The organism is Bradyrhizobium sp. LTSP857 (assembly GCF_000938285.1).
Taxonomy (GTDB): domain Bacteria; phylum Pseudomonadota; class Alphaproteobacteria; order Rhizobiales; family Xanthobacteraceae; genus Bradyrhizobium.
The window spans coordinates 71783-84794 of the sequence record NZ_JYMS01000027.1 but is presented as its reverse complement, the minus strand read 5'-3'; the positions used below and the strand labels follow the sequence as shown (position 1 = coordinate 84794).

The window sequence follows — 13012 nt, the reverse complement described above, 5'->3', positions numbered from 1 at the left end:
GAAAGCTTCTATAAGCCCGGAACTACTTGATGCAGCAACTCAACCTGCCCCTGCAAGCGACCCAGCTGGATTCGCTGACGGTGTTAAAATACCCTTTGCCGGGTATAACTAACAATTGGGATTTCCTTTCATGACCTCGCTCGACAGCTTCAAATGCAAAAAGACCCTCAAGGTCGGCGCCAAGACCTATGTCTATTACAGCCTGCCCACGGCCGAGAAGAATGGTCTGAAGGGAATTTCGAAACTTCCCTATTCGATGAAGGTCCTGCTCGAAAACCTCCTCCGCAACGAGGACGGCCGTACGGTCAAGAAGGAAGACATCGTCGCGTTCTCGAAGTGGTTGCGCAAGAAGTCGCTGGAGCATGAGATCGCCTTCCGCCCCGCCCGCGTGCTGATGCAGGATTTCACCGGCGTTCCCGCGGTGGTCGACCTGGCCGCGATGCGCAACGCCATGCAGAAGCTCGGCGGGGATGCCGAGAAGATCAACCCGCTGGTGCCGGTCGATCTCGTCATCGACCACTCCGTGATCGTGAACTTCTTCGGCGACAACAAGGCCTTCGGCAAGAACGTCACCGAGGAATACAAGCAGAACCAGGAGCGCTACGAGTTCCTGAAGTGGGGCCAGAAGGCGTTCACGAACTTCTCCGTCGTGCCGCCCGGCACCGGCATCTGCCACCAGGTCAATCTCGAATACCTCTCCCAGACGGTCTGGACCAAGAAGGAGAAGATGACGGTCGGCAAGAAGACCGGCACCTTCGAGGTCGCCTATCCCGACTCGCTGGTCGGCACCGATTCCCACACAACCATGGTCAACGGTCTGGCCGTGCTCGGCTGGGGCGTCGGCGGCATCGAGGCGGAAGCCTGCATGCTCGGCCAGCCGCTGTCGATGCTGCTGCCGACCGTCGTCGGCTTCAAGCTGAAGGGCGCGATGAAGGAAGGCGTCACGGCCACTGACCTCGTGCTGACCGTAACCCAGATGCTGCGCAAGCTTGGCGTGGTCGGCAAGTTCGTCGAGTTCTTCGGCCCCGGCCTCGACCATCTCTCCGTCGCCGACAAGGCGACCATCGCCAACATGGCGCCGGAATATGGCGCGACTTGCGGCTTCTTCCCGGTCGACGCTGCCGCGCTCGACTATCTGAAGACCTCCGGTCGTGCGGCGCCGCGCGTCGCGCTGGTGCAGGCCTATGCCAAGGCACAGGGGCTTTTCCGTACTGCCAAGTCGGCGGATCCGGTGTTCACGGAAACGCTGACGCTCGACCTCGCCGACGTCGTGCCCTCGATGGCCGGCCCGAAGCGCCCCGAAGGCCGCATCGCGCTGCCGTCGGTCGCCGAAGGCTTTTCGCTCGCGCTTGGCACCGAATACAAGAAGGCCGATGAGCCCAACAAGCGCTTCGCAGTCGACGGCAAGAATTTCGACCTCGGCCATGGCGACGTCGTGATCGCCGCCATCACCTCCTGCACCAACACTTCGAATCCGAGCGTCTTGATCGGCGCCGGTCTGCTCGCGCGCAACGCCGCCGCCAAGGGCCTCAAGGCCAAGCCGTGGGTGAAGACCTCGCTCGCCCCGGGCAGCCAGGTCGTTGCAGCCTATCTCGCCGATTCCGGTCTCCAGACCGATCTCGACAAGGTCGGCTTCAACCTGGTCGGCTTCGGCTGCACCACCTGCATCGGCAATTCCGGTCCGCTGCCGGAGGAGATATCGAAGTCGATCAACGACAACGGCATCGTCGCGGCTGCCGTGCTCTCCGGCAACCGCAACTTCGAAGGCCGCGTCTCGCCGGACGTGCAGGCGAATTATCTCGCCTCGCCGCCGCTGGTCGTCGCCCACGCGCTCGCGGGCAGCGTGACCAAGAACCTCGCGATCGAGCCACTCGGCGAAGGCAAGGACGGCAAGCCGGTGTACCTCAAGGACATCTGGCCGACGACGAAGGAGATCAACGCCTTCATGAAGAAGTTCGTGACCGCGGCGATCTTCAAGAAGAAGTATGCCGACGTGTTCAAGGGCGACGCCAACTGGCGCAAGATCAAGACGGTCGAGAGCGAGACCTATCGCTGGAATATGAGCTCGACCTATGTGCAGAACCCGCCCTATTTCGACGGCATGAAGAAGGAGCCGGAGCCGGTCACCGACATCGTCGAGGCGCGCATCCTTGCCATGTTCGGCGACAAGATCACCACCGACCACATCTCGCCGGCTGGTTCGATCAAGCTCACCTCGCCCGCTGGCAAGTATCTCAGCGAGCATCAGGTGCGGCCCGCCGACTTCAACCAGTACGGCACGCGGCGCGGCAACCATGAAGTCATGATGCGCGGCACCTTCGCCAACATCCGCATCAAGAACTTCATGCTCAAGGGCGCCGACGGCAACATTCCCGAAGGTGGTCTCACCAAGCACTGGCCCGACGGCGAGCAGATGTCGATCTACGACGCCGCGATGAAGTACCAGCAGGAGCAAGTGCCGCTGGTCGTGTTCGCCGGCGCTGAATACGGCAACGGCTCCTCGCGCGACTGGGCTGCCAAGGGCACGCGTCTGCTCGGCGTGCGCGCCGTGATCTGCCAGAGCTTCGAGCGCATCCATCGCTCCAACCTGGTCGGCATGGGTGTGCTGCCGCTGACCTTCGAGGATGGCACCTCGTGGTCGTCGCTCGGCCTGAAGGGCGACGAGAAGGTCACGCTGCGCGGCCTGGTCGGCGATCTGAAGCCGCGTCAGAAGCTGACCGCGGAGATCGTGTCCGGCGACGGTTCGTTGCAGCGCGTTTCGCTGCTTTGCCGCATCGATACGCTGGATGAGCTCGATTACTACCGCAACGGCGGCATCCTGCACTATGTGCTGCGCAAGCTCGCGGCGTAAGCGCGGATTTGTGAACGGTGGCTCACTGGTAAGTGAGTAGAAGGTTAGTCGAAGGCGGCCTATCACAAGGCCGCCTTCGTGCGTTACGGCATGCTTCGGATGGGCCCGCCCGGCGGAAAAGTCCGCTTTGGACGGTTGAATGTGCCGTGCCCGTAAGACTACGGTGACCATCAGGCGATAGGATCTTCCCCCAACGAGTTACGGTATGTGACGTTCGATATGACTGGAATGATGGCTTCTCATTTGGTTTCGCGGTGGTCCGGGGCACTCTGGTCGGGAGCACTTGGTATCTGTGCGATCGTCGCCGTCATCCGTCCCGCCGAGGCCGATCCCCGCGCCGTGGTCGAGCTCTTCACCTCGCAGGGCTGCTCGTCCTGCCCGCCCGCTGACAAGGTCATCGGCGATCTCGCCAACGATCCCTCGGTCATCGCGCTGAGCATGCCGATCGACTATTGGGACTATCTCGGCTGGAAGGACACGCTGGCGGATTCGCGCTTCTCGGCGCGGCAGCGTGCCTATTCACGGATGCGCGGTGACCGCGAGGTCTATACGCCGCAGGTCGTCGTCAACGGCTCCGCACATGTCATCGGCAGCGACCGCGCCGGCATCGAAAGTGCAATCGGCAAGACCGACAAGGGCACAGGTGTAATGAGCGTGCCGGTGACGATGTCGCTCTCGGGCAAGCAGATCAACGTGTCGGTGGCCGCGAGCAAGGAGCCGGCGATCTCGCATGGCGAGGTCTGGATCTGCTCGATCACGAAATCGGTGCCGATCGAGATCAGCCGCGGCGAGAATCGCGGACAGCAACTCACCTATCACAACGTCGTGCGCAATTTGCTCAAGGTCGGCGACTGGAACGGACATTCGGAAAGCTGGACGGTGCCGATCGAGAACCTCACGTCGCGCGACGGCGTCGACGGCGCGGTGGTCTATGTCCAGGACGGCAGCCGCGAGAAGCCCGGCCCGATGCTCGGTGCCGCGTACACGTCGCTGCACTGAAGCGTAGGCTTCACACTTCTTCCCTGACTCGCAAAACACTATCCCCTCGTGGTGAGGAGGCGCGTTAGCGTCTCGAACCACGCAGGCGCGCGCTGCTGCAGCTCGGCCTCATCCTTCGAGACGCCGCTTCGCGGCTCCTCAGGATGAGGGAGAGAGTTTTCGCGCGGATGTTCGGAGAGCACGCGACGGCAGCTATATCCCGCCACAAACAAAAAAGGACCAACTTGCGTTGGCCCTCTTTTTCGTGCGTACAGACCCGATCCCAACGACCCCGGGGGGCTGGGGGCTGAGGAATCCGGAACCGAAAGGACCGGGTCAACGCACACAAGTCTTTTCGCAATGCAGGGCGGCAGTCGCTAGGCAGAAAAGAGGCGATACTATGATTCCTGCTAACGATCCCGTGACGGTTTGCCGCTGAGAAGTTCCACCGTTGCGTGTGTCATGATTCGCAACCTATTTGGCGGGTTGAGCCGGAGCCCGTTCGCAGCCTTTGCAACAGCCTCTTGCGGTGGCGAACGGTTGGAGCAATCATGCAATTGTCATGATCCGCGGTCCGGGGACGGTCTTCGCGGACGCGATCATGCTGGTGTGACAGGAGGCGTTCCATGAGTCTGACGTCGGAGGATGCCGATCCGAGCGAGCAGCGCGCAGTGGCGCGTCCCGCCGCTGCGAATGCCCACCCGAACCGGGTGACGTTCAACCGGCTCGAACTGAACCGTATCCTCAATCTCTATGGCCGCATGGTCGCCGACGGCGAGTGGCGCGACTATGCCATCGACTTCCTGAAGGACCGTGCGGTGTTCTCGGTGTTTCGCCGCGCGTCCGAAGTGCCGATCTATCGCATCGAGAAAGACCCGCGGCTCGCGCGCAAGCAGGGTATGTACAGCGTGATCTCGGCGACCGGTTTGATCCTGCGCCGCGGCCAGGAGCTCGAGCGCGTGCTGCTGGTGATCGACCGCAAGCTGGCAGTGGTGTAGCGGCCGTTGTCGTAGCCGACGTAGGGTGGGCAAAGGCGCAACGCGCCGTGCCCACCATCTCTCCTCAATGGCCGATCATGGTGGGCACGCTTCCGCCTTCGCTCTTCGAGCTATGGCGGACAAGTCGCTTTGCCCACCCTACGAAACTATCTCGTGGGCACCGTGCTCGCACCCTCGCCGAGATCCCGCTGCATCATCACCGTGTCGAGCCAGCGGCCGAATTTCAGGCCGACATTGGGATGGGTGCCGATCATCTTGAAGCCGCCCTTGGTGTGCACGCCGATCGAGCCGGCATTGGCGGAATCGCCGATCACGGCGATCATCTGGCGGAAGCCGCGCGCCTCGCATTCGGTGATCAGTTGCTCCAACAGCAACATGCCGATGCCGCGGCGATGGAAGGACGGATCGAGATAGATCGAGTTCTCGACCGTGAAGCGATAGGCCGGCCGCGGCCGGTAGGCGCCGGCATAAGCGTACCCTGCGACGCGGCCGTCGAGCTTGGCGATGAAATAGGGATAGCCGCCGTCAACCAGCGCGCGATAGCGCCGCATCATCTCGGCGAGGTCGGGCGGTGCCAGCTCGAACGTCGCGGTGCCCTCGCGGACGGCCTGCTGGTAGATGGCGGTAATGGCGGGAACGTCGGCCTCGGTGGCGGGCCTGATTTCGGGTGCTGACATGGGGAGAAGATTAGAGCCTTCCGGCGGCCGCTGGAAGGGGCAGCGTCGTTGCCACACCCGTCATTGCGACCGCAGCGAAGCAATCCAGAAATGCATCCGCGGAGGGACTCTGGATTGCTTCGTCGCAAGGGCTCCTCGCAATGACGGAGCGCGAGGAAACACCAGGCTCAAACAAAAACCCCGGCCTCACGGCCGGGGTTCGTATCCGTTCTCTCAGTCTCTCGCTTAGTCGCGCTGGCCGAGGAGCTGCAACAGCAGCGTGAACAGGTTGATGAAGTTCAGGTACAGCGACAGCGCACCGGTGATCGCCGCACGCTCTGCGATGTCACCGCCGGCCGAGGCGTAGCCGTAGATGTAGTCGTTCTTCAGCCGCTGGGTATCCCAGGCGGTGAGGCCCGCGAACACCAGCACGCCGACCACCGACACGACGAACTGCAGCAACGTGCTTCCCAGGAACACGTTGACCAGGCTCGCGATGACGATGCCGATCAGGCCCATGAACAGGAACGATCCCATCCCGCTCAGGTCACGCTTGGTGGTGTAGCCGTAGAGGCTCAGTGCGCCGAAGGTCGCCGCGGTGATGAAGAACACCCGCACGATCGAGGTGTGCGTGAACACCAGGAAGATCGAGGACAGCGAGACGCCCATCAGCGCCGCGAACACCCAGAACAGGATCTGGGCGGTCGAGGGCGCGAGACGGTTGATGCCTGCCGAGATCACGAACACCATGGCGAGCGGCGCCAGCATGAACAGCCATTTCAGCGGGCTCACGAACATTGCGTAGCCGAACGGCGTCAGGAACAGCTTGCCGACGCGGACGGCTTCCGGCGTCGGAACGTCCGTCACGGCGGCCATGTAGACGCCGAGCGCGGCCAGGCCGGTGATGGCCAGGCCAATGCTCATGTAATTGTAGATGCGCAGCATGTAAGCGCGCAGGCCGGCGTCGACCGTCGCGGCGTCAACACGCCCGGCGGCCCTGCCGAAAGGAGAAGCGTAGTTACGGTCTAGGTCCGACATGGTCGATTCCCGTTGGTTGCCCGGTCCGGCACGAGGGTTGTCGTGCCCGCCGGTTCGTCAATTCTATCTCGGATACCGATGTCTGCCGACATTAAATTTGCATAACAATCGGGGATCCGAACCCACTCGATATGTGGGAAACTAACACATTCGCTGCAACCGTCCACGCGCGGCTGAATGTCGCCCTTGCTCGCAATCATGGCGAGCGGACGTGGTTAACCGCAGAAATCCCGGGATTCCGCTCGCGCGCGGCCAGCCGCTACCATTTGTCACAAATTCCGCAACACCGTGGCGGGCTTTTTGTTCAATGCCAGGAGCGTGCCGGCGAGGCCAAGCCCGACGGTGACGATCAGGGCGGCCGCGACCACGCCGGCGGCGCTGCCGGCCTGCCAGACGAAGCTCAGCGTCATCAGCCGCGTCACGATCATCCAGGCCGCGATGCTGCCGGCAAACACGCCGAACATCGCGGTGGCGAGCCCGATCAGCAGATATTCGAGCGCGTAGGCGCCGAGCAGCCGCAGCCGCGTCGCACCCAGCGTCTTCAGGATCACCGCATCATAGACCCGGTGGCGATGGCCGGCGGCGAGCGCGCCGCCCAGCACCAGGATCGCCGAGATCAGGGTCACGGCGCTGGCGCCGCGGATCGCGAGCGCCAGATTGGTCACGACCGCGCCGACCGTCTCCATCACCTCGCGCACGCGCACGCTCGTGACCATCGGGTAAGCATCCGCGACCTGCTTGATGATCTTGCCGTCGCCGGCCGCGTCGCCGCCGGCTTCCGTCAGCGTCGCGATATGGGTGTGCGGCGCGCCCTTGAAGGCGTTCGGCGAGAACACCAGCACGAAATTGATGCCGAGCCCCTGCCAGTCGATGGTGCGCAGATTGCCGATTTTCGCCGGGATGTCGCGCCCGAGCACGTTGACGACGACTTCGTCGCCAAGCTTGAGGCCGAGCCCGTCGGCGATCTTCTTCTCCATCGAGACCAGCGGCGGGCCGGAATAATCGGCGCCCCACCATTCGCCCTCGACCACCTTGGAGCCTTTCGGCAGCTCACCGGTATAGGTCAGGCCGCGGTCGCTTTGCAGCACCCATTCGGAATCGGTGGTGGGCTTGAGGTCTTCGGCGCGGACGCCGCGCGCAGCGACGATGCGCCCGCGCAGCATCGGCACGTCCTCGACCTTCGCGCTCGGCACGATCTGGCGGAGGTAATCGTCGAAGGGTGCTGCCTGCGTGCTCGGAATGTCGATGAAGTAGAACGACGGCGCGTGCTCGGGAAGCGCCGCCAGAAATTGCCGGCGCAGATTACCGTCGATCTGGGTGATGGTGACGAGCACCGCGAGCCCGAGGCCGAGCGACAGCACCACCGAGGGCGTCAGCGCGCCCGGCCGATGGATGTTGGCGATGGCAAGCCGCAGCATGGTGAAGCGCGAGCGCGGCAGCCGCCGTGCGATCGCCATCAGCAGCGCAGCGACGCCGCGCAGCAGTGCGAACACGACGACGGACGAGAGCACGAACACCGCGGCGATGCGCTTGTCGAACGACAGTCCGATCACGACGGCGACCAGCAGGGCGACGACGACGGCCATGAAGGCGAGATAGCTCAAGCGCGGCCGGTGCCATTCGGCGGCGACGGTGTCGCGGAACAGTGCCGCGACCGGCACGTCGTGCACCCGCCCGAGCGGCCACAGGCCGAAGGCGAGCGCGGTCAGCAGGCCGTAGACAAAGGACAGCGCGAGTTCGTCGGCATGCACGGCCGGCACCACCGGCAGCGGCAACAGTTTGCCGAACAGGCCGACGATAGCGAAAGGCATCGCGGCGCCGAGCGCCAGTCCGATCAGGGAGCCGATCGCGGCAAGCAAGACGACCTGGGCGAGGTAGATGCCGAACACGTCGCGGCCGGTGGCGCCGACGGCCTTGAGGGCCGCGATCACCTCGAGCCGGCGGTCGATATGGCTCTTCACGGCATTGGCGACGCCGACACCGCCGACCAGCAGCGCGGCGAGGCCAACCAGCGTCAGGAACTGCGTGAAGCGGCTGATATTGCGTTCGAGCTGCGGCGAGGCATTGGAACGGCTGCGGACTTCCCAGCCGGCCTGTGGCGCGGCATTGCGCGCGTCCGCGATAAAGGCGTCGGTGGCGCGGTCGCTGTTGGCGGTATCAGGCAACTTCACCCGATAGACCCAGCGCACCAGGCTACCGGGCTGGATCAGGCCGGTGGCGCGCAAGCCGGCCTCGCTGATCAGGAAGCGCGGGCCGAAGCCGATGCCGCCGGCGAGCTTGTCGGGCTCGGCCTCGACGGTGCTGCGGATCTGGAAGGTCGCGGAGCCAATGGTGACGCGGTCGCCGGTCTTGAGCGACAGCCGCGCGAGCAGTGTCGGATCGGCGGCGGCGCCAAAGGCACCATCGCGCTCGACCAGCAGATCGGTCAGCGGCAGTGGCGGCGCCAGCGTCAACTGGCCGAGCATCGGATAAGTGTCGTCGACAGCCTTCATCTCGACCAGCGCCAGCTGGCCGTCGGCCGAACGCGCCATGCCGCGCAGAGTGGAGGCGACGGAGACGGTGCCGCGCGAGCGCAGGAAGGCGACCTCCTCTGGCTTCGCCTCGCGCTGAAACAAGACGAAAGAGACGTCGCCGCCGAGCAGCGTACGGCCTTCGCGGGCGAGACCGTCGCTGAGGCTCGCCGAGACCGAGCCGACGCCGGCGATCGCCATCACGCCGAGCGCGATGCAGGCGATGAAAACGTAGAAGCCGCGCAGGCCTCCGCGCAATTCGCGCAGTGCGTAACGCAGCGCCAACGCGGCACCATTGGGCCGCGTGAACGGTTCGACAGCAGCGCTCATGCTTGAATCGTCTGCGTGTCGATGCGGCCCGAGCGCAGGCGGATCACGCGATCGCAGCGATGCGCGAGCGAAGCATCGTGCGTCACAAGTACCAGCGTCATGCCGCGCTCGGCATGCTTGCCGAACAGCAGATCGACAATTTGTTTTCCCGTGGCCTCATCGAGATTGCCGGTCGGCTCGTCGGCGACGAGGATGGCGGGATCGGGCGCCAGCGCGCGCGCGAGTGCGACGCGCTGCTGCTCGCCGCCGGACAGCTGCGTTGGATAGTGATGCAGGCGATCGCCGAGCCCGACCGATTGCAGCTCCTCGGCTGCGCGTTTGTTGGCGTCCGGATTGCCGGCGAGCTCGAGCGGCACCGCGACATTCTCGAGCGCCGTCATCGTGGGGATCAAATGGAAGGACTGGAAGACGATGCCGACCTGGCGGCCGCGGAAGCGGGCCAGCGCATCCTCGTCGAGGGCATTGAAAGGTGTGCCGTCGACCACCACCTCTCCGCTATCAGGACGCTCCAACCCCGCCATCACCATCAGCAGCGTGGATTTGCCCGAGCCTGACGGGCCGATCAGGCCGATCGTCTCGCCCGAGCCGACGCGCAGGCTGATATCCTTGAGGATGTGAACGCGTGCCGCCCCCGTACCCAATGAGAGGTTAACGTTGGAGATGGCGATGGTGTCCGGCGTGGTGCCGGCGAGCGAAGAGGATTCGATGCGACTGTCCATGGTCCGGTCATATGGCAACTCCGATAGCGCGGTCGAGAGGCGTTACGGATTCTTCATGCACATAGCCGTGTTGATGTTCGCTTTGATGACAATTGCGACAAGTGCGTCGGTACAAGCACAGCCGGCCGCCAAGCCGATCAAGCTGGTGGTCCTCGGCGATTCCTTAAGTGCTGGTCTTGGCCTTCCGGCCCAGGAGGCATTTCCCGCAAAGCTTCAAAAAGCCTTGCAGGCCAAAGGCATAGACATCGATATGGTCAATGCCGGAGTGTCCGGCGACACCTCCTCCGGCGGCCGCGACCGGCTCGACTGGTCGGTGGCGGAGGGAACCGAGGGCGTGATCGTCGAGCTCGGCGCCAACGACGCGCTGCGCGGCATCGACCCGGATTTGACGCGCGCTGCGCTGACCGACATCGTTACGCGGCTGAAGGCGCGCAAGATTCCGGTGATGCTCTGCGGCATGATGGCGCCGCCGAATTACGGCGCCGATTATGCCGTGCGCTTCAATTCGATTTATCCGGATCTGGCGAAACAATTCGATGTGCCGCTCTATCCATTCTTCCTCGATGGTGTCGCGGCCGACGCCAAGCTCAACCAGGCCGACGGCATTCATCCGACCGCGGCCGGCGTCGACATCATCGTCAACAACATGCTGCCCACGGCGGAGGCATTCTTGCGCACGATCAGCGAGCAACGCCGTTGAAAAGCAGGCAATGCTAACCCTAATAACCAGGGTTTTCCCGGTGTAGTGTTGGGCACTCTTCGCAGAGTCACACAACTGCGATAGGAATCAGGGTACCGGTGATTCGTCACCGGCTCTACAATTTGGATAGGGTCCTTCCCAAGGATCATGCCCAAGCATCGGGAGTGCGAAACGATGCCGCGTTTGTTCACTGGTCTGGAAATCCCGGCCGAAGTCGGCCAGACGCTTTCCAATTTGCGGGGCGGCCTTCCAGGCGCCCGCTGGATCGATCCCGAAAATTATCACGTCACCTTACGCTTCATCGGCGATATCGACGGCATGTCCGCCAACGAGATCGCCTCGATGCTGTTTCGCGTCAACCGCAAGCCGTTCGAGGTGAAGCTGCAAGGCCTCACGAGCTTCGGCGGACGCAAGCCGCGCGCGGTGGTCGCGGCTATCGAGCCGAGCAGGCCGCTGATCGAGTTGCAGGCCGAGCTCGAACGCATGATGCAGCGGATGGGTCTCGATCCCGAGGGCCGCAAGTTCATCCCGCATGTCACGCTGGCCCGGCTGCATGACGCCTCCGACCGCGACGTCGCCGACTATCTCTCGCTGCGCGGCTATTTTCCGAGCAAGGCGTTCGTGGCCGAACGCTTCGTGCTGTTCTCGTCGCGCGCCTCCACCGGCGGTGGCCCGTATGTGGTCGAGGACGCCTACGAACTTTGCCCGTGAGGTCTTCACCTCGCCCCGTTCCGGGGCGGGCAACGGAACGCATAGCGCCCCGCACCAATTCACGGCTTGCAATTTGCCGCCGTCTCTGGCGGTAAAGAGCAATGCTCTCGACCCCCAGTTCCTCATTCCGCGACGCCTATCAGGCCCAGATCGCGTCCGGTGCGATCGAGCCCGATGCTGCGCAGGCCGAAGTCGCCGAGGCTTATGCCGCGCTCGACCAGCGGCTCGCGAACTACAAGCCGCCGCGCAAGCAGGGCCTGCTCAGCCGTCTGTTCAGCAGCGACAAGGACGAGGCGCCGCGCGGGCTCTACGTCCATGGCGAGGTCGGCCGCGGCAAGACCATGCTGATGGATTTGTTCTTCCAGCACAGTACCGTCGAGCACAAGCGGCGCGCGCATTTCCACGAATTCATGGCCGACGTGCATGAGCGCATCTACGACTATCGCCAGGCCATCGCGCGCGGCGAGATCGCCGATGGCGACGTCATTACGCTGACCGCGCATGCGATCTTCGAGGAGAGCTGGCTGCTCTGCTTCGACGAATTCCACGTCACCGATATCGCGGACGCGATGATCCTCGGCCGCCTGTTCGCAAAGCTGCTCGAGCTTGGCACCGTCGTGGTTGCGACCTCCAACGTCGCGCCGGATGATCTCTACAAGGGCGGCTTGAACCGTTCGCTGTTCTTGCCTTTCATCAAGCAGATCACCGACCACATGGACGTGCTGCGGCTGGACGCGCGCACGGACTTCCGGCTCGAGAAACTTCAGGGCGTGCCGATGTGGCTGACGCCGGCCGATGCCGACGCGGACACCGCGCTTGACCGTGCCTGGTCGAAGATGACCGGCGGCGCCCAGTGCAAGTCGCGCGATATTTCGATCAAGGGCCGCATCCTGCACGTGCCGTGCTCGGCCCATGGTGTGGCGCGGTTCACGTTCGCTGATCTCTGCGAGAAGCCGTTAGGGGCATCCGACTACCTCAGGCTCGCGCACGACTATCACACCATCCTGGTCGACCATATTCCAGTGATGGACTTGTCTCAGCGCAACTCCGCCAAGCGCTTCATCACGCTGATCGACACGCTCTATGACAATGCCGTGAAGCTGATGGCCTCGGCCGATGCCAACCCGATCTCGCTGTACCTGGCCCACGAAGGCAACGAGGCCAACGAGTTCAAGCGGACCTCGTCGCGGCTGATCGAAATGAGCTCGGAATCCTATCTGGCGCTGCCTCACGGCCGCAAGGATTCCACCGCCAGTGGCTCGACCAAGGGCCTGGTGGAGACTTAAGTCCTATTTGCCAGCGTTGTCATTCCGGGCGTCGCGGCTTGTCCGCCGAAGCTCGAAGAGCGAAGGCGGAAGCGACAGCCCGGTGTCCATTCATCAGTGCGCTCTGTTGCCCGATGGATTCCGGGCTCGCGACTTGCGTCGCGCCCCGGAATGACAGGGCTGCGTGCCCGAGGCGTCAGCAAGCCCGACAATTGGGCATCCACCGACTTGAACGGGGGAAGCGAAAGGGATAACC

General features: G+C 63.7%; 10 protein-coding genes. 6 read left to right on the top strand and 4 right to left on the bottom strand.

What is annotated here, in order from left to right:
- The first annotated feature begins 130 nt into the window (after nt 1-130).
- The 3 genes from acnA to UP06_RS17770 all read left to right on the top strand — a co-directional run bounded on the left by acnA (nt 131) and on the right by UP06_RS17770 (nt 4827).
- Nucleotides 131-2851 carry an aconitate hydratase AcnA gene (gene acnA / locus UP06_RS17780; RefSeq protein ID WP_045004390.1) on the top strand — a complete coding sequence of 907 codons (2721 nt, stop codon included), beginning with the start codon at nt 131-133 and terminating at the stop codon, nt 2849-2851.
- A gap of 219 nt (nt 2852-3070) precedes the next feature.
- Nucleotides 3071-3850 (top strand): DUF1223 domain-containing protein, encoded by a 780-nt coding sequence (locus tag UP06_RS17775; protein ID WP_045004389.1) that lies wholly within the window; start codon nt 3071-3073, stop codon nt 3848-3850.
- A gap of 605 nt (nt 3851-4455) precedes the next feature.
- Complete coding sequence (locus tag UP06_RS17770; protein ID WP_045004388.1) at nt 4456-4827, top strand: DUF2794 domain-containing protein; 372 nt, start codon at nt 4456-4458, stop codon at nt 4825-4827.
- Nucleotides 4828-4973: 146 nt separating this feature from the next.
- Here UP06_RS17770 and UP06_RS17765 read toward each other — a convergent pair whose 3' ends face one another.
- The 4 genes from UP06_RS17765 to UP06_RS17750 form a co-directional block, all read right to left on the bottom strand.
- The gene (locus tag UP06_RS17765; RefSeq protein WP_045004387.1) at nt 4974-5504 is read right to left on the bottom strand and encodes a GNAT family N-acetyltransferase; all 531 of its coding nucleotides are present in this window, start codon (nt 5502-5504) and stop codon (nt 4974-4976) included.
- A 225-nt stretch (nt 5505-5729) separates the two neighbouring features.
- On the bottom strand, nt 5730-6521 hold the full coding sequence (locus UP06_RS17760; protein ID WP_045004386.1) for a Bax inhibitor-1/YccA family protein: 792 nt from the start codon (nt 6519-6521) through the stop codon (nt 5730-5732).
- A gap of 269 nt (nt 6522-6790) precedes the next feature.
- A complete protein-coding gene (locus UP06_RS17755) occupies nt 6791-9361 on the bottom strand; it encodes an ABC transporter permease (protein ID WP_045004384.1) in 2571 nt (856 codons plus the stop codon).
- Nucleotides 9358-10080, bottom strand: coding sequence for an ABC transporter ATP-binding protein (locus UP06_RS17750; protein ID WP_045004382.1), 723 nt, complete (start codon nt 10078-10080; stop codon nt 9358-9360). Before UP06_RS17750 ends, UP06_RS17755 begins: the two co-directional genes overlap by 4 nt.
- Nucleotides 10081-10135: 55 nt before the next feature.
- On the opposite strand from UP06_RS17750, the gene UP06_RS17745 reads away from it, so the two are divergent.
- The 3 genes from UP06_RS17745 (at nt 10136) to zapE (ending at nt 12777) form a co-directional block, all read left to right on the top strand.
- Nucleotides 10136-10780: an arylesterase gene (locus tag UP06_RS17745; RefSeq protein ID WP_045004983.1), complete on the top strand. Its 645-nt coding sequence runs from the start codon at nt 10136-10138 to the stop codon at nt 10778-10780.
- A 174-nt stretch (nt 10781-10954) separates the two neighbouring features.
- Nucleotides 10955-11491, top strand: a complete 537-nt coding sequence (gene thpR, locus UP06_RS17740) for an RNA 2',3'-cyclic phosphodiesterase (protein WP_045004380.1) — start codon at nt 10955-10957, stop codon at nt 11489-11491.
- A 101-nt stretch (nt 11492-11592) separates the two neighbouring features.
- Nucleotides 11593-12777: a cell division protein ZapE gene (gene zapE / locus UP06_RS17735; protein ID WP_045004378.1), complete on the top strand. Its 1185-nt coding sequence runs from the start codon at nt 11593-11595 to the stop codon at nt 12775-12777.
- The last annotated feature ends 235 nt before the right edge of the window (nt 12778-13012 follow it).

Bases quoted from the DNA above. Each gene is read 5' to 3' on its own strand.
- acnA (WP_045004390.1), top strand. From the start codon at position 131: ATGACCTCGCTCGACAGCTTCAAATGCAAAAAGACCCTCAAGGTCGGC.
- UP06_RS17775 (WP_045004389.1), top strand. From the start codon at position 3,071: ATGACTGGAATGATGGCTTCTCATTTGGTTTCGCGGTGGTCCGGGGCA.
- UP06_RS17770 (WP_045004388.1), top strand. From the start codon at position 4,456: ATGAGTCTGACGTCGGAGGATGCCGATCCGAGCGAGCAGCGCGCAGTG.
- UP06_RS17765 (WP_045004387.1), bottom strand. From the start codon at position 5,504: ATGTCAGCACCCGAAATCAGGCCCGCCACCGAGGCCGACGTTCCCGCC.
- UP06_RS17760 (WP_045004386.1), bottom strand. From the start codon at position 6,521: ATGTCGGACCTAGACCGTAACTACGCTTCTCCTTTCGGCAGGGCCGCC.
- UP06_RS17755 (WP_045004384.1), bottom strand. From the start codon at position 9,361: ATGAGCGCTGCTGTCGAACCGTTCACGCGGCCCAATGGTGCCGCGTTG.
- UP06_RS17750 (WP_045004382.1), bottom strand. From the start codon at position 10,080: ATGGACAGTCGCATCGAATCCTCTTCGCTCGCCGGCACCACGCCGGAC.
- UP06_RS17745 (WP_045004983.1), top strand. From the start codon at position 10,136: ATGCACATAGCCGTGTTGATGTTCGCTTTGATGACAATTGCGACAAGT.
- thpR (WP_045004380.1), top strand. From the start codon at position 10,955: ATGCCGCGTTTGTTCACTGGTCTGGAAATCCCGGCCGAAGTCGGCCAG.
- zapE (WP_045004378.1), top strand. From the start codon at position 11,593: ATGCTCTCGACCCCCAGTTCCTCATTCCGCGACGCCTATCAGGCCCAG.